This window comes from Rhodanobacter sp. sgz306013 (assembly GCF_057031145.1).
The window spans coordinates 433484-451223 of sequence record NZ_JBXCIJ010000002.1 but is presented as its reverse complement, the minus strand read 5'-3'; the positions used below and the strand labels follow the sequence as shown (position 1 = coordinate 451223).

Sequence of the window (17740 nt, the reverse complement as noted above, 5' to 3'; positions counted from 1 at the left end):
AGTCCACCGGACTCGCGCAAGCGCCGCCGCTCGCCCGCCGCCGCCGAGCAGCGTCTCGTTTGCCGCGTTGACGATGGCGTCCGCGGCGAGCGTGGTGATGTCGGCCGCGATGACGGCGATGGGCATGTGGGCGGGCACTTTCGGCTTATGCTTGGATCATGTGACGGCGAGGTTGCAATCATCATGGCGAAAACGGAAGAGCTTTCCTTCGGCTACTTGCTGAACGACGTGACCTTGCTGTTCCGCAAGCACTTCGATCGCCGCGCGGTGAAGTTCGGGCTCACCCGCGCGCAGTGGCGCGCCACCAAGATGCTTTACCACCGCGAAGGCATGCGCCAGAACGAACTGGCCGAGGCGCTGGAGATGGAGCCGATCGCGGTCGGTCGGGTGATCGATCGCCTGCAGGCGGCGGGCTTCGTGGAGCGGCGCCCCGATCCAAAGGATCGCCGCGCGTGGCGGCTGTACGTTACCGCGCAGGCGCACGACGTGGTGGACGACATGGAGCAGATCGCGCGTGGCCTGCGCGGCGAGGCCACCCGCGGCATCGAGTACGACGAGCTGAAGCAGGCACTGGAAGTGATCGGGCGGATCAAGGAGAACCTGCAGGCGCTGGATGCGGCCGAGCTGCCGCCGGGCGGCCAGAACTAGGCGTGCGCGCACCGGAAGTGCCGGTCGTCGTGGGCGGCGCTGGCGGCCATCGGCGTGAAAATATGCCGTGACAGTCAACGCGACGGTGCATGGCGCGTTTTAGCACTGTTTGGTTCCTGCCGATCCCCCGCGTTGCGGCGCCGGGATCCCCGGTCGGCGGGATGGTACGCATTCCGTCAGCGGAGACCCCATGCCGCAGCGCATCTCCTGGAAGAAACCTGCGGCGCTGCTCGTCGTGGTGGTGCTGGCTGCGCTGGTGGCGCATGCCTGGTCGGATCGCGGCAAGGCTGCGCCGGGCCGGCCTGCGGCCGCGCAGGCGGTACCGGTGCACGTGGCACGGGCCGAGCGGGGTGATCTCGATCTCTCGCTCAAGGTGAACGGTTACGCCGAGGCGTATTCCACCGTGACCGTGCAGTCGCGCGTCAGCGGCCAGCTGCAGGCCGTCGCCTTCACGCCGGGCGGCCGCGTGCGCCAGGGCGAGGTGATCGCGCGCATCGATCCCAGCCTGCTACAGGCGCAGCTGGACCAGGCGCGCGGCAACCTCGCCAAGGACCAGGCCCAGCTCGCGAATGCCGAACAGGTATTGCGCCGCTACACGCCGATGCTGGCCAAGGGCTATGTTTCGAAGACCGACTACGACGGCTACCGGGCGAACGTGGGCATCTATGCCGCCTCGGTGAAGGCGGACCAGGCGGCGGTGGAGATGGCGCAGACCCAGCTCGGCTACGCGCAGATCAAGGCTCCGGTGGACAGCGTCGCCGGGGCGCCGCTGGTGTATCCCGGCGCGCAGGTGAACGCGAACAGCACCAACCTCGTGGTGCTCAACCAGGTGCGGCCGATCCACCTGACATTCTCCGTCCCGGAGTCGGCGCTGGACGGCATCAAGGCCGCGGACGCGCGCGGCCGGGTGGTGGTGAGCGTGCAGGTGCCGGGCGCGACGACCGCAGCCATCCCGGCCACGCTGGATTTCATCAACAACGCAGTGGACAGCGGCACCGGCACCATCCAGCTGAAGGCGAGCTACGCCAATGCCGACGATCGCCTCACCCCCGGCCAGTTCGTGCAGGTGACCCTGCCCACCGCCCGCTTGCACGACGTGGTCACGGTGCCGGTGACGGCGTTGCAGAACTCGCCGAATGGCAGCTTCGTGTTCGTGGTGGGCGCGGACGGGACGGTACAGCAGCGCATGGTCACTGCGGGTACCAGCAACAGCGGCCGCACCGTGATCGAGAAGGGCCTGGCCGGCGGCGAGCAGGTGGTCACCGACGGGCAGATGCTGCTGACCAACGGCACCCGGGTGCGGGTGGTGGAAGGGTGAGCGGAGCGATGTTCCTTCGTAGGAGCGCACCCTGTGCGCGAATGCTCTTCGCGCGGCCAATCGCGCACGGAGTGGGCTCCTGCGGCGCCCCGGTGAAAGTCATGGCGGGCGTGGTCCGTTCGCCTGCCGGGTGGCTTGGCAATCATGCCGCGCGGTGCTGGCGCGGAGGACGGGCTCCTTGAACCTCCCAGCCCTCTGCATCCGCCGGCCGGTGATGACGGCGCTGTTGATGATCGCGCTGATCGTATTCGGCGCCGTGGCGTATCCGCAGCTTGCGGTGAACGAGCTGCCGAACGTGGATTTTCCCACCATCTCAGTGAGCGCGAGCCTGCCCGGCGCTTCGCCGGAGACGATGGCCACCGCGGTGGCCACCCCGCTGGAGAACCAGTTCTCCACCATCGCCGGCATCAGCCAGATGACGTCGACCAGCGCGCTGGGCTCGACCTCGATCACGCTGACCTTCGACCTCAGCCGCAACATCGACGGCGCCGCGCAGGACGTGCAGGCGGCGATCTCGGCGGCGCAGCGCCAGCTGCCCACCAACATGCCCACGCCGCCCACCTTTCGCAAGGTGAACCCGGCGGACAAGGCGATCCTCTATCTTGCGCTCAGCTCCGACACGCTGCCGCTGTCCACCGTGGACCAGTACGGCGAGACACAGCTGGCGCAGCAGCTGTCGATGATCGAGGGCGTGGCGCAGGTGAGCGTGTTCGGTTCGCAGAAATACGCCGTGCGCATCAGCGTGGATCCCGCAAAACTGGCGGCCAACGGCATCGGCATCGACACGCTGCAGCAGGCGATCGCGGATGCCAACGTCAACCTCGCCACCGGCTCGCTCAACGGCGCACGCCAGCTGCTGCAGGTGAGCTCGAATGGCCAGCTGCAGGAAGCGGCACCCTACAACGACATCATCGTGGCCTGGCGCAACGGCGCGCCGGTCACGCTGTCACAGCTCGGCCAGGCCACGGACAGCGTGCAGAACGACCAGGTGGCGAGCTGGTTCAACGGGCGGCGGGCGGTGGTGTTGGCGATCGATCGCCAGCCCGGCTCCAACACCGTGGCCACGATCGACCGCATCAGCGCGGTGCTGCCGCAGTTCGAGGCCACGCTGCCGCCGTCGATCAGGCTGGAGACGCTGTACGACCGCTCCGACTCCATCCGCGCCTCGGTGGATGACGTCCAGTACACGTTGCTGCTGGCCGGCGTGCTGGTGATCCTGGTGATCTACCTGTTCCTCGGCAACGCCTCGGCCACGCTGATCCCGGCGCTGGCGCTGCCGGTGTCGGTGATCGGCACCTTCGGCGTGATGTACGCGCTGGGCTACAGCCTCGACAACCTCTCGCTGCTGGCGTTGACCCTCGTCGTCGGCTTCGTGGTGGACGACGCGATCGTGATGCTGGAGAACATCGTGCGCCACGTCGAGACCGGCATGGATCCGTACGAGGCCTCGGTCAAGGGTTCCGGCGAGATCGGCTTCACCATCTTCTCGATGACGCTGTCGCTGGTGGCGGTGTTCCTGCCGGTGATGTTCATGGGCGGCATCGTGGGCCGGCTGTTCCACGAGTTCTCGGTGGTGATCTCCACCGCGATCCTGATTTCCGGCTTCGTGTCGATCACGCTCACGCCCATGCTGTGCAGCCGCTTCGTGAAGCATGCCGAGCACGAGCAGAAGTCGCGCGTGGCACTGGCCTTCGACCGCGGCTTCAACCGTGTGCGCGACGGCTACAACCGTTCACTGGCGTGGGCGGTGGCGCATCCGCGCGCGGTGCTGGGCGTGTTCTTCGCCAGCCTCGCCGCGACGGCGCTGCTGTTCGTGGTGGTGGACAAGGACTTCATCCCCGCGGGCGATACCGGGCAGCTGTTCGTCAACACGGAAGGCCCCGACGACATTTCCATCGCCGGCATGGCGCAACGCCAGCAGCAACTGGCGGCCATCGTGGGCAAGGATGCGAACATCGCCGCGTACATGTCCTCGGTGGGGTCGGGCGGTTCGCGCACCACCACCAACAACGGTTCGATCTTCATGCGGCTGAAGCCCGCGAACGAGCGCACGCTCGGCCCCGACCAGATCATGCAGGAGCTGCGTGCGAAGTTCGCCAAGGTACCGGGCATCCGCGCCTACGTGCAGAACCCGCCGGCGATCCAGGTGGGCGGCCGCGCCTCGAAGGCGCAGTACCAGTACACCCTCCAGTCCACCGACCTCGACGCGCTGTACGCGGAGTCGGGCAAGGTGCTCGACGCGTTCGCGAAGCTGCCAGGCTTCCAGGACGTCACCAGCGATCTCGACCTCAACGGTCCGGCGATCGACGTGAAGGTGGATCGCTCGAAGCTGGCGCCGCTGGGCCTCACCATGCGCCAGGTGCAGAGCGCGCTGGGCACCGCCTTCGGCGAGGGCCAGGTCTCCACCATCTACGGTGCGGCCACCCAGTACTGGGTGATCCTGCAAGTGAAGTACGCGCTGCAGAACGACCCGGCCGTCCTGTCGCAGCTCTACGTCACCTCGAACACTGGCACCCTGGTGCCGCTCAGCACGGTGGCCAGCTTCTCGCGCACTTCGCGGCCGCTCACGGTAAACCACCAGGGCGAGCTGCCGGCGGTGACCGTCTCTTTCAATCTCGCGCCCGGGGTAAGCCTCAGCCAGGCAGTAACCGAGATCGACGGCGCGATGCACCGGCTCGACCTGCCCGCCTCGATCACCGGCAGCGTGCAAGGCACCGCGCAGGCCTTCCAGCAGTCTATGCAGGGCATGGGCCTCTTGCTGGTGCTGGCCCTGTTCGTGATCTACCTTGTGCTGGGCATCCTTTATGAGAGCTTCATCCACCCGCTCACCATCCTCTCCGGACTGCCTGCGGCAGGCGTTGGCGCGCTGCTCACGCTGATGATCTTCCACGCGCCGCTGGACCTGTTCTCCTTCGTGGGGATCGTGATGCTGATCGGCATCGTGAAGAAGAACGCGATCATGCTGATCGACTTCGCACTGGAGCGACAGCGTGCGGAAGGCATGTCGCCCGCCGAGGCCATCATCGAAGCCTGCCACGTGCGCTTCCGCCCGATCATGATGACGACCATGGCGGCGTTCGCCGGCACTTTGCCGATCGCGCTGGGCATCGGCGCCGGCGCCTCCTCGCGCCGCCCGCTGGGCCTCGCCGTGGTGGGCGGTCTGGTGGTGTCGCAGGTGCTCACGCTGTACCTGACGCCGGTGATCTACCTCTACATGGACCGGCTGCAGCAGCGCTTCGGGCACAGGCGCAAGCCGGCTGCCGATAGCCTGCCGGCGCCATGACCAGCGAGGCGGCCTTCAGGCCGCCTCGTTCCCGTCGGCACGTCCTGCCGCTGTCAGTCCCCTGCGCCGTCGCCCGCGAACGCGCCCGGCGCGGAGCCGAAATCGCCGTCGGCCTGCGCGGCCATGTACGAGAACGCCACGTAGACCGCCACGTTCTGCGCCAGCTTGCGCGGGTCGATCTTGTCCAGCGTGTCGTTGGCGGTGTGATGCCAGTCGAAATAGCGGGTGGCGTCCTGGTCCAGGGTCAGCGCCGCCATGCCCTTGGCGTGCATCTGCGACAGGTCGGACCCGCCGCCACCCGGACGCCCGGGGTCGTAGGCCACGCCCAGCGGCTTCAGCACGCCGGCGATCTGCGCGACCGCACCGCGCGCCGAGGGTTTCACGCTGGCGCTCATGCGATACACCGGGTCGGCGCCGAGGTCCGACTCCGTGCCGAGCTGGAACTTCGCCACCTCCTTCGCGTGCTTCTCGGCGTAGGCACGGCCGCCCCACAGGCCCATTTCCTCGTTGGCGAAGGCGATCACGCGGATGGTGCGGTCGGGACGCTGCGGCAGGTCATGGATCAGCTTGGCGGCGGCCATGGAGATGGCGATGCCGGCGCCGTCGTCGATCGCGCCGGTGCCCGGGTCCCAGGAGTCCAGGTGCCCGCCGATGGCGACGACCTGGTCGGGATGCTTGCGGCCGGTGATCTCGCCGATCACGTTGGCTCCGGTGTACTCGCCCACGATGCCGCAGTCGAGGTCGAGCTTCACCGTCACCGGCCTGCCGTAGGCCAGCACGCGCTCGAGCTGGTCGGCGTCGGGATTGGAGAGAGCGGCGGCAGGGATCGCCTTGGCCGGGTCGCGGAAGCCGGTGACGCCGGTGTGGGCGATGCGCTGGTGCGCGTCGGTGCCCGCCGAGCGCAAGAGATAGCCGGCGGCGCCTTTCTCCGCCGCGATCACCGGGCCGGCCACGCGCACGGCCGAGCCCATGCCGTAGTCGTGCCCGTCCTGGTGGCGCTGCATGCGATAACCCACGTAGACGATCTTGCCCTTGATGGTCGCGGGGTCCGCGGCCTTCAGCGCGGCGAGGCTGTCGAAGCCGACCACCTGCGCGCTGAGGCCGCCTTTCGGTGTGCCGGGCGAATAGCCCAGTGCGGTAAGCACCAACGGTTGCGGGAACGGCGCCATGATCGCGCCGCTCTCGTGGCGGCGTACCCACAGCGGGTAGGTTACCGGCTCGGTATAGACCTTGTCGAAGCCCAGCGCCTTGAACTTGGCCACTGCCCAGTCGCGGGCGCGCTGGTCGGCGCCGCTGCCGGCCAGGCGCGGGCCCACCTCGGTGGTGAGCGAGGTCAGCACGGCCATCGCGGTGCCGTCGTCGAGCGCCTTGTCGCGCAGCTGTTCGGCCGTCTTTACGGCCGAGGCGGGAACGACGGTGTCGGCGGCACTGACTGCGCCGGCGGCGAGCAGCAGGCTGGCGGCGAGCAGGGAAAGCGGAAGGCGGGGCATGCGGGGAGCTCCTGGTGCGGGAGCCCCGATTATCCGGTGCGTTCCGGCGCCCGCACAGGCCGGAAGTCGCGGCCCGCGGGACGGCTCCGCGCCGCCCCGCGGACGCGGGTCACTGCCTGTTCTTCAGCAGGTCGCGGATTTCGGTGAGCAGGACCACGTCGGCCGGCGGCGCGGCGGGCGCTTCCTCCTGCTTCTTCTGCAGCCGGTTCATCAGCTTGATCACCATGAAGATCGCGAACGCGATGATGATGAAGGTGATGATGGTATTGATGAAGCTGCCGTAGTTGATCGCCACCTCGGCGATCTTGTGCTTGGGGTTGCTGTCATCGGCTGGCTTGAGTACCCACTTCATGGCCGAGAAATCGATGCCTCCGGTGATCGCCCCGATCGGCGGCATGATCACGTCGCTGACCAGTGAACTGACGATCTTGCCGAACGCCCCGCCGATCACGATGCCGACGGCCATGTCCATCACGTTGCCGCGCATGGCAAACGCCTTGAACTCCTGCAGCATGCTCATAGATGCCTCTCCCCGATTGGTGCGCCGAATGGCGGGGTGACTCTAGCGCAGCCCGCGCGGCGCCGGGATGAATGCCGCGTCGAAACCCGGATGGGTCAGGCGATCCGGCCGGCCAGTTCGGCCACGCCGGCCAGCTCCGCATGGAAACGGTCGCCGCGCTGAAGCGCCGCCACGCCGGCGGGGGTGCCGGTGAACACCAGGTCCCCGGGCTGGAGCTCGAACAGTTCCGACAAGGCGGCAAGCAGGCGCGGCACGTCGTGGATCATCTCGCCCAGCCGGCCGTGCTGGCGCGGTTCGCCGTTCACCGTCAGCCGCAGCTCGGTGTCGGCGCCGGGCAAGGCGCCGGCCAGCGGATGCAGCGCCGACACCGGCGCGGAATGGTCGAAGGCCTTGGCCACGTCCCAGGGGTGGCCCTTGGCCTTGGCCTGCGCCTGCAGGTCGCGGCGGGTAAGGTCCAGCCCCACGCCCACGCCCCACACCAGGGTGGCGGCGCGCTCCACCGGCACGTCGCGGCCGCCCGCACCCAGCGCCAGCACCATCTCGACCTCGTGGTGCAGCTCGTTCGTGGCCGAAGGGTAGGGTACGTCGGCGCCGTCGGTGACCACGGCGTCGGCGGGCTTGCAGAAGAACATCGGCCGCCCCGGTTCCACCGCGGCGCCCATTTCCTTCGCGTGCTCAGCGTAGTTGCGGCCGATGCAAAAGATGCGGCGTACCGGAAAGCGCAGCGCGCTGCCCTGGATCGGCAGGCTGGGCACGGAGGGCGGGGCGATGACGTAGTCCATGCCGGCCAGTCTAGCGCTTCAGTGTTGGTGCGGACGGAACAGGATGTCGAACAGCGGCGTCCAGCTCTTGCCGCCGTCGCGGGACTGCAGCGCCGTCTCCCGTACGCCGTCGCCCTGCGGCGTCCAGCTCACCCGCTGCAGCTGGGCACCTTGTGCGTCGCGGCTGCTGCCGGTCAGCACGATGGACCTGCCTTGCCGGTTGCCTTCGGCCACCAGCAGCTCCCCCTCGTTGGTCACCCAGCTCTGGTGCCACAGGTGGCGGGTGACGTCGTAGATGGTGAAGCTTTCGCCCGTGTAGCCATCCGTGCGCCGATACACCTCGTGCAGCACGCAGCCACCGAGGATGGCCGTGACCTGGTTGCGCGCCACCGAAGCCGAACCGGGCGGAACCTGGCCCGACTTGTCCACGCGATAGGTGTCCCAGTCGCCCAGCCAGAAGTCGAACTGCCGGTAGACCGGCGTGCTGCAGTGCGTGGCGGGCGGCGCGCTGGTCGCCGACGTGGGCGGTGCGGGGATCGCGAACCCGAGGGTGGCGGCGAGCAAGACGGCAAACGGACGATTCGGCATGAGGCGGCTCCGTGGCATGGAAGATGGCGCGCGCATCAGCGTGCCGACTCCCAGGAACCTGTTCAATACCCTGCGGGTGGGCTGGCCCGGAGAGCTGTCCTCACCCTGGGCCCGGCGGTTTGCGCCTGTGTTCGCCGGGACTGGTACCGCGCCCGGCGCTCCGGCCTCCGATTCCGTTTCGGCAAGCGCCGGATATCCTGCTGCTGCCAGCTGTTGAAGATGCGCGGGACCTTGTCGATTCCGGAAGGCCTTGTTCGTCATTCCCACGAGGGCCGGGCGGACCGGTTCCGGCACGGAGACAGGAAATGCATGCGACGGTGGCAGCGGTAGTCGAAATCGCGGTGATCCGGGCGCCGGAGACCAAGGCGACACGCAACCGGATCCGCGCGAAGCTCGATGCCAGGTGAGGCCGCCGGTCGCGGCCGTCTGGCCCGTCCGTGGCTTCGGCCGGCAAGCCGGCAAGGCCAATTCTGGCGTCGCGGACAAAGCCATTCCCATCGATTGCGCGCATGGGATGACATCTGTCATTGTCGATGGCTGATAAGCGCCCGTGGCCTCGAAGGCCCGTTCGCCGCTACGGTATTGCGCATCACGGAGTCACGGGGATGACGGTGAGCCAGGCCGAGTTGCTGAAGGAACTGCGTATCGAGAAGCACCAGCGCGACGACCATCGCCAGGGGCCTGCGCGCTGGCCGTGGATCGTGCTTGCGATCGCGCTGCTGCTGGCGCTGGTTGGCGCCGGCGCCTGGTGGGTGATGAGCCATCGCGCCATCGCCGTGCAGACCGCCACCGCGGTGTCGCCGGCCAGCGCCCCGGGCGCCGGCGCGGTGTTGCAGGCCACCGGTTACGTCACCGCGCGGCGGCAGGCCACGGTGTCGGCGCAGATCACCGGCACGCTCACCGCGGTGCTGATCGAGGAAGGCGACCACGTGAAGAAGGGCCAGGTGCTGGCCCGGCTGGACGACAGCGCCTACAGGGCTGCGCTGGACGCGGCGAAGGCGCAGGCCGCCGCCTCGCATGCGCTGGTGGCCCAGTACCAGGCACAGCTGGCCCAGAACGAGCGCGACGCGCGGCGCCAGCAGGAGCTGGCCGCGCAGGGGCTGGTGCCGAAACAGGCGGCCGAGCAGGCGCGCACCCTGGCCGACAGCACGCGCGCCCAGCTGGACTCGCAGCAGAAGCAGGTGGCCGCCGCGGATGCGGCGGTGGTCGAGGCGCAGGTCAATTTCGACTACTGCGTGATCCGCGCGCCGTTCGACGGCGTCATCACCACCAAGGACGCCCAGGTGGGCGAGATCGTCTCGCCGTTCTCCGCCGGCGGCGGCTTCACCCGCACCGGCATTGGCACCATCGTCGACATGGATTCGCTGGAAGTGGACGTGGACGTCAACGAGGCCTACATCGGCCGCGTGAAGCCGGACATGCCCGCCGAGGCGGTGCTCGACGCCTACCCGGACTGGAAGATTCCGGCCCACGTGATCGCCATCGTGCCCGCCGCCGACCGCGGCAAGGCCACCGTGAAGGTGCGCGTGGCGCTGGAAAACAAGGATGCGCGCATCGTCCCCGACATGGGCGTGCGGGTGTCCTTCCTCGAACAGAAAGCCGCGGACGTGGCGCAGGCGCCGAAGGGCGTGCTGGTGCCGGCGAAGGCGATCGCGCAGCGTGACGGACACAGCGTGGTGTTCGTGGTCGCCGGCGGCAAGGCGCAACAACGCACCGTGCAGCCGGCGGCGCAGGGCTACGGCGACATGAAGCTGGTCCCGGACGCGGTGCAGGCGGGTGACGTGGTCGTGCTGTCGCCGCCGGCCGCCCTGCGCGACGGCTCGGACGTCCAGACGGAAAAGCCGTCACCCTGATCGGCGCGCCTGAGCCGGCGGGCGCGCAGAGGCATCCATTCATTCGGCCAACAGCCATCGGAGCAACGCCATGGACACACTGATCCAGATCCGCGACCTCTCCAAGGTCTACGAGCGCGGCAAGCAGAAGGTCGAGGTGCTGCACCACATCAACCTCGACATCACCGAAGGCGACTTCCTCGCGCTGATGGGCCCGTCCGGGTCGGGCAAGACCACCCTGCTCAACCTGATCGGCGGACTCGATACGCCCACCGCCGGCAGCATCAGCGTGGCCGGCTCGCGCATCGACCAGCTCGGCGGTAGCGCGCTGGCAAAGTGGCGTGCATCCAACGTCGGCTTCGTATTCCAGTTCTACAACCTGATGCCGACGCTGAGCGCGCAAAAGAACGTGGAGCTGCCGCTGCTGCTGACCAAGCTCTCCGGCGCGCAGCGCAGGAAGAACGCAGCCATCGCGCTGCAGCTGGTCGGTCTGGCGGACCGTGCAGGTCACAGGCCCGGCGAACTGTCCGGTGGCCAGCAGCAGCGCGTGGCGATCGCCCGCGCGATCGTCTCCGATCCCACCCTGCTGGTCTGCGACGAGCCCACCGGCGACCTCGATCGCCAATCGGCCGAGGAAGTGCTGGGCCTGCTGCGCACGCTCAATCGCGAGCACGGCAAGACCATCGTGATGGTCACCCACGATCCCAAGGCCGCCGAATACGCCAACCACACCCTGCATCTGGACAAGGGCACCCTCGTCGAACAAGTGACGGCTTGAGGACGACGCCATGAAATACTTCCACCTGATCTGGGCTGCGCTGTTCCGGCGCAAGACCCGCACCATCCTCACCCTGGTGTCGATCGTCGCGGCCTTCCTGCTGTTCGGCATGCTCAATGGCGTGCGCACCAGCTTCGCCAACGCGGGCAAGAGCGCGGCGGGCGCCGAGCGCCTGCAGACCGGCTCGAAGCTGTCGTTCATCCAGCCCCTGCCGTCGGCGCTCGAGGCGAAGATCGCGGCCGTACCTGGCGTGAAGGGCGTGGCCTACGCCAACTGGTTCGGCGGCGCCTACCAGGATCCGCACAACCAGATCTTCACCTTCGCGGTCAGTCCGAACTACATCGACATGTACCCGGAGATCGTCGTCTCGCCCGAGGAACGCAAGGCGTTCGACAGCACCCGTACCGGCGTGCTGGTCGGCGACGTGCTGGCGAAGAAATACCACTGGAAGGTCGGCGACAAGATCCCGCTGATGTCGAACATCTTCCCGAACCGCGACGGCAGCAAGAACTGGACCTTCGACATCAGCGGCATCATGCACGCCAAGAACCCCGATCACGGCGAGTTCCTGCAGGGCGGCATCCTGATGCACTGGAAGTACTTCGACGAGTCGAATCCCTACAACCGGGGGCAGGTGGGCTGGTACGTCAGCCACGTCGCCGATCCCGTGCAGGCCGACCAGGTGGCGAAGGCGATCGACGCGCTTTCGGCCAATTCCGACCACGAGACCAAGACGCAGACCGAGCAGGCCGCGATGGCGTCGTGGATCAAGCAGATGGCCAACGTCGGCCTGATCGTGTTCTCGATCATGGGCGCGGTGTTCTTCACCCTGCTGTTCCTGACCGGCAACACGATGGCGCAGGCGGTGCGCGAACGCACCACGGAGCTGGGGGTGCTGAAGACCATCGGCTTTTCCAGCGCCAGCGTGCTGGCGATCGTGCTGGCGGAATCGGTGTTGCTGGTGCTGATCGGCGGCGTGCTGGGCCTGGGGCTGGCGGCTGTGCTGGGACCGATCGTCAGCGCCGGCAGTGGCGGCGTCATCAACATGCCGCCGGTGGGCGCGGGCAGCTGGTCGTTTGGCGTGGGCCTGATGATCGCCATCGGCCTGCTGGTGGGAGCGCTGCCCGCGTTGCGGGCGATGCGCCTGAACATCGTCGACGCGCTGGCCGGCCGCTGAGGAGCATCCGCCATGAACAAGTTGAAATCCTTCCTGCGTGGCCTCGGCTTGTGCCTGATCGTCGCCTTCGGGGTCGCCGCCTGGACCGTCCTGCCATGGCCAGTGCTGCTGCTGGTCGCGGTGCTGTTCGCGCTCTGGATGGCGCTGCTGCGCACCGGCCGGCAGGCGAGCTCGGTCACCGGTGTCGGCATCAGCACGTTGCCACGGCGCCTCGGTGCCTCGTCCGTGGTGGTCATCGGCATTGCCGGCGTGGTCGCGGTGCTGGTGTCGCTGCTGGCGATGGGAGTCGGCTACCAGCGGACGCTGAGCATGAGCGGCAGCGCCGACACCGCAGTCGTGCTGCGTGGCGGTTCGGACTCCGAAGTGTCCTCCGTGCTCGACAATGCGAGCACCACGGTGATCGCGCAGGCGCCGGGCATCGCCCGCGATGCCAGCGGCAAGCCGATCGCCTCGCCCGAGCTGGTGGTGGCGGCGAACCTGCCGCTCAACGACGGCAGCGGCGACGAGGGAAGCGTGCAGGTGCGTGGCGTCGGCGACGAGGCCTGGGCGGTGCGTCCGGACGTGAAGATCATCGCCGGGCGCAAGTTCAAGCCAGGGTTGCGCGAACTGGTGGTAGGCAAGGGTGCGCAGCATGAGTTCGCCGGGCTGACGCCGGGCCATGAGATCAAGCTGGGCAGCCAGACCTGGACCGTTGTAGGCGTGTTCGAGTCGAACGGTGCGATGGACTCGGAACTCTGGGGCGACGCGAATGTGGTCGCCGACACCTACCGCCGCGGCAGCAGCCGCACCTCGGTGTTCGTGCGCCTGACCGATGCCGCCGCCTTCGGCACGTTCAAGGCGGCCCTCGCCAGCGACCCGCGCCTGCAGGTGGATGCCACCACGACGCTGGACTACTTTCGCAAGCAGTCCGAGGGAGTCACCAAGGCGATCACCATCATCGGCATCGTGGTCGGCGTGATCATGGCCATAGGCGCGGTATTCGGCGCACTCAACACCATGTTCGCCACTGTCGCGACGCGGGCACGGGAGATCGCCACACTGCGCGCCATCGGCTTCCGAGGCCTGCCGGTGGTGGTGGCGGTGATGCTGGAGACGATGTTGCTGGCGCTGCTCGGTGGCATCATCGGCGGCTTGCTGGCGTGGCTGGTCTTCAACGGCTACAGCGCATCGACCCTGGCCCAGGGAACGGTGGGTACGCTCAGCTTCAAGCTGGCCGTCACGCCAGCGCTGCTGTGGACTGGCCTGAAGTGGGCGCTTGCCATCGGCTTCGTCGGCGGCCTGTTCCCCGCCGTGCGCGCGGCACGGCTGCCGGTGACCACGGCGTTGCGCGAACTGTGAACCCGCCTGGCCTGTAGGAGCGCACCCTGTGCGCGATGGCTCTGGTGCTTGATCGAAGCCAGAAACCATCGCGCGAGGGCGCGCGCTCCTACGGCATCACCGGCGGCACGTAAGTCAGCGTTAGCCCCAGCAGCCACAGCAGGCCCAGCACCAGCGGCACGTGCACCAGCAGCTGCATGAAGGTGTAGCCCACCACGTCGCGCGCCTTGAGGCCCAACACGCCGAGCAGGGGCAGCATCCAGAACGGGTTGACCAGGTTCGGCAGCGCCTCGGCGGCGTTGTACACCTGCACCGCCCAGCCGAGATGCACGTGCAGGTCGTTCGCCGCCTGCATCACGTAGGGCGCCTCCACCAGCCACTTGCCGCCGCCGGACGGCACGAAGAAACCGAGGATGGCGGAGTACGCGCCCATCACCGCGGGGAAGCTGTCGGTGCTCGCCACGTGCACGAACAGCTGCGACAGCCGGTGCGCCAGCGTCACGCCGCCCGCGCCCTGCGCGTGGGTGAGCAGGGCGGCGATGCCGCCGTACAGCGGGAACTGGATCAGCACGCCGGCGGTGCTCGGCACCGAGCGCGCCACCGCGTCGAGGAAGCTGCGCGGACGCCAGTGCAGCAGGAGGCCCACGGTGAGGAACAGGAAATTGTAGGTATTGAGGTTGGCGATCGCGGTCACCGCATTCTTGGTGGCGAACTCGTGGCCCAGCCAACCCAGCCCGAGCAGGCCGATCAGGACCGCCAGCAGCGGGCTGTATTCCAGCCATTCGCCCGGGCGGGTGCGCGGCGGCAGCTCCGGTACGGCAGCGGCTTCGGTGATGCCGAAATCGCGCGCAGTGCGCGCATGTCGCTCCGACGGCGCGGTGAGCCAGCACACCAGCAGCGAGGTAGCGATCAGGCAGGCGGTGAGCGCGAAGGACTGCCACAGGAAGATCGTGCTGGTGAACGGCAGCACGCCGGTGATCGCGAGCAGGCCGGGCGGCATGCTGGCCGGGTTCGCCTGCAGCTGCGCCGCCGACGAGGACAGGCCCATCGCCCACACTGCGCCGAGGCCCAGATAGGCCGCCGCGCCGGCCGCGCGGTAGTCCATGCGCAGCTCCTCGCGCCGCGCCAGTGCGCGCACCAGCAGGCCGCCGAACACCAGCGAGAAGCCCCACGACAGCAGGGAGGCCAGCATGCTCACCAGCGCCACGTAGCAGATCGCGCCGCGCCCGCTCTTCGGCACCCACGCCAGCAGGTCGATGAAGCGTGCCACCACCGGCGCGGTGGCCACCACGTAGCCGCCGATCACCACGAAGGCCATCTGCATGGTGAACGGGATCAGGCTCCAGAAACCGTCGCCGAAGGCATTGACCGTGGCCACGGGTGTGGCGCCGAAGGCCAGCACGGCAATCGCCACGATCACCACCCCCAGCGCCGCGAACACCCAGGCGTCGGGGAACCAGCGCTCCGACCATGCCGCGCTGCGCAACGCCAGGCGCGCCATCAAGCCCTCGTTCGTCGTGTTCATGCCGCGGGGCTCCTCCCATGCGATGCCGCGGGCATGGTGGCGCCCGGCCGCCGCGCAGGGCAAGCCGACCAAGGTCGAGGCGTTGCCCTATATGCGCTTCTGCCGCGCCAGCGTGATCGCTGCCACGCCGAGCAGGATCACCGCCATCCCGGACAATTCCAGCGGTCCGATATGTTCGTCCGCCAGCAGCATGCCGAACAGCACCGCCACCGGCGGGTTCACGTAGGCATAACTGGTGGCAAGCACCGGCCGCGCATGCTTGAGCACGTAGAGATAGGCGCTGAATCCGATCAGCGAGCCGAACACCACCAGGTAGGCCAGCGCGAGGTTGGCATGCAGCGCGGGGTGCGCGGGCAGCCGTTCGCCGCCGCCAAAGCCCATCAGCAGCAGCGCCGCGCCGCCGCACAGCATCTGTGCGGCGGTGTTCATCGGCCCGGCCGGCATGTCCTGCTGCTTGCTCCACACCGAACCGAACGCCCAGGCGGCGGCGGCCAGCAACAGCGCCAGCGCCGCGATGCGCGAGCCGGACAGATCACCGCCGAGATTGAGCACGATCACGCCCGCGAAGCCGATCAGCAGGCCCAGTGTCTCCCGCCGGTTCGTCTGGTGCCCGTACCAGCGGCCGAACAGCGCGGCGAACAGCGGCATGCTGGCCACCGCCACCGCGGCGATGCCCGAGCTCACGCGTTCCTCGGCAAAGCACACCAGGCCGTTGCCGAGGCCCAGCAGCAAGGTGCCGACGAAGGCTGCGTTGCGCCACTGCCGCCCGGTGGGCGCGGCCACGCCGCGCAGGCGCAGGAAACCGAACAGCAGGGTGCCGGCGATCAGGAAGCGCACGCCGGCGAGCAGGAACGGCGGCCAACTCTCCAGCGCGAAGCGGATCCCCAGGTAAGTCGAGCCCCAGATCACGTACAGCGACATCAGACCCAGCGGCACCAGCAGGCGGGAACGATCGACAGCGGCGTTCGCCGCGTCGTTGGCGGTGAGGGCGGTGGCATCGTTCATGGCGGGGACTCGGCAGAAGGGTGTTGCGCGCGGCGCAGTCTACAGGCAACGGAGGAGCCGCCCGGGACTTCGACCAACGCCGTGCATCGCCGTGGAGGAACGGCGACAGCATCCATGATGAAGAAGGCGCCGGACCAGTGGTAGCGAGTCTTCCGCAAGGCAGGCTTGAGGCGGCGTCAAGGCAGTGGCCCGCAGGAGCGCCCCCTGTGCGCGACAGCTCTTCGTCGGCTAACGGAAATGCATTGCGCACACGCTCCCTGGGAGCGACTGCTAGCGTTCCGCGTGGTGCCGCTCCCGCGCCAGTAACTCGCGTTTACGCTGCACCCCCCAACGCCAGCCCCCGGGCGTGCCGTCCTCGCGCACCACGCGGTGGCAGGGCACGATCAGGGCGAGGCGGTTGTTGCCGCAGGCGTTGCCTACGGCACGCGCGGCCCCCGGCGCACCGATCGCGGCGGCCAGCTCGCCGTAGCTGCGCGTCTCCCCGGCGGGGATGCGAGTGAGCGCGTCCCACACCCGCCACTGGAACGCGGTGGCGGCCACGTCCAGCGGCGGCAACGCGGGCGCGCCGGCCTCGCTCCAGCCCAGCTCGCTGGCGATGCGGGCGATCACCGCGTCCAGCCATTCCTCGCGGCCCGCCTCTACCCGTTCGCGCGTGGCCTGCGGGAATTCGGCGACCAGGCGGGCCTCGAGCTCGTCGTCGTCCGCGCCCAGGGTCACCGCACAGATGCCGCGCACGGTGGCTGCCACCAGCAACCGGCCCAGCGGCGTGGCGGTGGTGGTGTAGCGGATGCTGGCGCCGGCGCCGCCAGCGCGGTAGCTGGCGGGAGTCATGCCGAGCAGGCGGTCGCTGTGCTCGTAGACGCGGCTGCCGGAGCCGAAGCCGGCCTCGTAAACCGCATCGGTGACCGCCGCACCGTCGCGCAGCGCCGCCTTGAGCTGGCCGAAGCGGCGCGCGCGGTGGTATTCGGCGGGGCTCATGCCGTAGCGGCGGCGAAACGCGCGCTGCAGGTGGCTGGGGCTCAATTGCGCGAACTGCGCCAGCGCGTCGAGCGTGGGTGCCTGGTCGGCACGCTCGATGCGGGCACGCACGCGTTCAAGGGAATCGGCGATCGGAGCGAGGCGAGTATTCATGGCGTCATCCGGCAGTGCTCGGCGCCATGGTGTGACGGGGCGGCGGCGTACGCCATCCGGATCTTGCGTCAGTGTGCGACCGGCCCCTGGCGGATCACCACGAACTCGCCCTCCAGCACGTCCGCAGCCGGCTTGTTCGGCTTTGCGGTGCGGCTCAGCGGGGCACGTACCTGCTTCCACTGCCGCCATGCCAGCAGGATGGCGCCACCGATCAGCAGCACGCCGGCCACGGCCAGGCCGAACACCAGCAGTACGCCCAGCACGGCGATGCCGAGCAGCAGCGACAGGGCGCGCACCAGCGGGTGGCGGGAACGGCGGGGCGGGGGCAGATGGAAGCGCATGTGTTAAAAATCCGTGTGCTAAAATC

15 protein-coding genes and 1 pseudogene are annotated in these 17740 nt (G+C 68.7%); 7 read left to right on the top strand and 9 right to left on the bottom strand.

Annotation, left to right across the window (positions count from 1 at the left end; translation table 11 throughout):
* Positions 1-26 precede the first annotated feature (26 nt).
* Positions 27-126: pseudogene (locus AC2EWF_RS07045) on the bottom strand (O-acetyl-ADP-ribose deacetylase); the annotation flags it as partial.
* Between the two features lie 57 nt (positions 127-183).
* On the opposite strand from AC2EWF_RS07045, the gene AC2EWF_RS07040 reads away from it, so the two are divergent.
* The 3 genes from AC2EWF_RS07040 to AC2EWF_RS07030 all read left to right on the top strand — a co-directional run bounded on the left by AC2EWF_RS07040 (position 184) and on the right by AC2EWF_RS07030 (position 5249).
* Positions 184-648, top strand: a complete 465-nt coding sequence (locus AC2EWF_RS07040) for a MarR family winged helix-turn-helix transcriptional regulator (protein WP_483638651.1) — start codon at positions 184-186, stop codon at positions 646-648.
* Positions 649-838: 190 nt separating this feature from the next.
* Complete coding sequence (locus AC2EWF_RS07035) at positions 839-1966, top strand: efflux RND transporter periplasmic adaptor subunit (protein ID WP_483638650.1); 1128 nt, start codon at positions 839-841, stop codon at positions 1964-1966.
* Between the two features lie 178 nt (positions 1967-2144).
* Positions 2145-5249 carry an efflux RND transporter permease subunit gene (locus AC2EWF_RS07030; protein WP_483638649.1) on the top strand — a complete coding sequence of 1035 codons (3105 nt, stop codon included), beginning with the start codon at positions 2145-2147 and terminating at the stop codon, positions 5247-5249.
* 53 nt (positions 5250-5302) lie between these two features.
* Here the strand turns inward: AC2EWF_RS07030 and AC2EWF_RS07025 are convergent, their stop codons facing one another.
* The 4 genes from AC2EWF_RS07025 to AC2EWF_RS07010 form a co-directional block, all read right to left on the bottom strand.
* A complete protein-coding gene (locus AC2EWF_RS07025; RefSeq protein ID WP_483638648.1) occupies positions 5303-6739 on the bottom strand; it encodes a M20/M25/M40 family metallo-hydrolase in 1437 nt (478 codons plus the stop codon).
* A gap of 109 nt (positions 6740-6848) precedes the next feature.
* Entirely contained in the window at positions 6849-7259 is a 411-nt protein-coding gene (gene mscL, locus AC2EWF_RS07020; protein WP_483638647.1) for a large-conductance mechanosensitive channel protein MscL, read from the bottom strand.
* A 95-nt stretch (positions 7260-7354) separates the two neighbouring features.
* The gene (locus AC2EWF_RS07015) at positions 7355-8041 is read right to left on the bottom strand and encodes a fumarylacetoacetate hydrolase family protein (protein WP_483638646.1); all 687 of its coding nucleotides are present in this window, start codon (positions 8039-8041) and stop codon (positions 7355-7357) included.
* A gap of 18 nt (positions 8042-8059) precedes the next feature.
* Positions 8060-8608, bottom strand: coding sequence for a hypothetical protein (locus AC2EWF_RS07010; protein ID WP_483638645.1), 549 nt, complete (start codon positions 8606-8608; stop codon positions 8060-8062).
* 605 nt (positions 8609-9213) lie between these two features.
* On the opposite strand from AC2EWF_RS07010, the gene AC2EWF_RS07005 reads away from it, so the two are divergent.
* From AC2EWF_RS07005 to AC2EWF_RS06990, 4 genes are all read left to right on the top strand, one after another.
* Positions 9214-10461 carry an efflux RND transporter periplasmic adaptor subunit gene (locus AC2EWF_RS07005; RefSeq protein WP_483638644.1) on the top strand — a complete coding sequence of 416 codons (1248 nt, stop codon included), beginning with the start codon at positions 9214-9216 and terminating at the stop codon, positions 10459-10461.
* A gap of 70 nt (positions 10462-10531) precedes the next feature.
* Positions 10532-11218, top strand: a complete 687-nt coding sequence (locus AC2EWF_RS07000; protein ID WP_483638643.1) for an ABC transporter ATP-binding protein — start codon at positions 10532-10534, stop codon at positions 11216-11218.
* A 10-nt stretch (positions 11219-11228) separates the two neighbouring features.
* Positions 11229-12395 (top strand): ABC transporter permease, encoded by a 1167-nt coding sequence (locus tag AC2EWF_RS06995; RefSeq protein WP_483638642.1) that lies wholly within the window; start codon positions 11229-11231, stop codon positions 12393-12395.
* 12 nt (positions 12396-12407) lie between these two features.
* The gene (locus AC2EWF_RS06990) at positions 12408-13733 is read left to right on the top strand and encodes an ABC transporter permease (protein ID WP_483638641.1); all 1326 of its coding nucleotides are present in this window, start codon (positions 12408-12410) and stop codon (positions 13731-13733) included.
* Between the two features lie 88 nt (positions 13734-13821).
* On the opposite strand, the gene AC2EWF_RS06985 is transcribed toward AC2EWF_RS06990, so the two are convergent.
* The 4 genes from AC2EWF_RS06985 to AC2EWF_RS06970 all read right to left on the bottom strand — a co-directional run bounded on the left by AC2EWF_RS06985 (position 13822) and on the right by AC2EWF_RS06970 (position 17714).
* Positions 13822-15213 (bottom strand): short-chain fatty acid transporter, encoded by a 1392-nt coding sequence (locus AC2EWF_RS06985; RefSeq protein WP_483639122.1) that lies wholly within the window; start codon positions 15211-15213, stop codon positions 13822-13824.
* A gap of 111 nt (positions 15214-15324) precedes the next feature.
* Positions 15325-16242 carry a drug/metabolite exporter YedA gene (gene yedA / locus AC2EWF_RS06980; protein WP_483638640.1) on the bottom strand — a complete coding sequence of 306 codons (918 nt, stop codon included), beginning with the start codon at positions 16240-16242 and terminating at the stop codon, positions 15325-15327.
* 270 nt (positions 16243-16512) lie between these two features.
* Entirely contained in the window at positions 16513-17373 is an 861-nt protein-coding gene (locus AC2EWF_RS06975) for a methylated-DNA--[protein]-cysteine S-methyltransferase (protein WP_483638639.1), read from the bottom strand.
* A gap of 68 nt (positions 17374-17441) precedes the next feature.
* A complete protein-coding gene (locus AC2EWF_RS06970) occupies positions 17442-17714 on the bottom strand; it encodes a hypothetical protein (protein ID WP_483638638.1) in 273 nt (90 codons plus the stop codon).
* Positions 17715-17740 lie beyond the last annotated feature (26 nt).

Coding starts and splice junctions, on each gene's coding strand:
- AC2EWF_RS07040 (WP_483638651.1), top strand. CDS start 184: ATGGCGAAAACGGAAGAGCTTTCCTTCGGCTACTTGCTGAACGACGTG.
- AC2EWF_RS07035 (WP_483638650.1), top strand. CDS start 839: ATGCCGCAGCGCATCTCCTGGAAGAAACCTGCGGCGCTGCTCGTCGTG.
- AC2EWF_RS07025 (WP_483638648.1), bottom strand. CDS start 6,739: ATGCCCCGCCTTCCGCTTTCCCTGCTCGCCGCCAGCCTGCTGCTCGCC.
- mscL (WP_483638647.1), bottom strand. CDS start 7,259: ATGAGCATGCTGCAGGAGTTCAAGGCGTTTGCCATGCGCGGCAACGTG.
- AC2EWF_RS07015 (WP_483638646.1), bottom strand. CDS start 8,041: ATGGACTACGTCATCGCCCCGCCCTCCGTGCCCAGCCTGCCGATCCAG.
- AC2EWF_RS07010 (WP_483638645.1), bottom strand. CDS start 8,608: ATGCCGAATCGTCCGTTTGCCGTCTTGCTCGCCGCCACCCTCGGGTTC.
- AC2EWF_RS07005 (WP_483638644.1), top strand. CDS start 9,214: ATGACGGTGAGCCAGGCCGAGTTGCTGAAGGAACTGCGTATCGAGAAG.
- AC2EWF_RS07000 (WP_483638643.1), top strand. CDS start 10,532: ATGGACACACTGATCCAGATCCGCGACCTCTCCAAGGTCTACGAGCGC.
- AC2EWF_RS06995 (WP_483638642.1), top strand. CDS start 11,229: ATGAAATACTTCCACCTGATCTGGGCTGCGCTGTTCCGGCGCAAGACC.
- AC2EWF_RS06990 (WP_483638641.1), top strand. CDS start 12,408: ATGAACAAGTTGAAATCCTTCCTGCGTGGCCTCGGCTTGTGCCTGATC.
- AC2EWF_RS06985 (WP_483639122.1), bottom strand. CDS start 15,213: ATGGCGCGCCTGGCGTTGCGCAGCGCGGCATGGTCGGAGCGCTGGTTC.
- yedA (WP_483638640.1), bottom strand. CDS start 16,242: ATGAACGATGCCACCGCCCTCACCGCCAACGACGCGGCGAACGCCGCT.
- AC2EWF_RS06975 (WP_483638639.1), bottom strand. CDS start 17,373: ATGAATACTCGCCTCGCTCCGATCGCCGATTCCCTTGAACGCGTGCGT.
- AC2EWF_RS06970 (WP_483638638.1), bottom strand. CDS start 17,714: ATGCGCTTCCATCTGCCCCCGCCCCGCCGTTCCCGCCACCCGCTGGTG.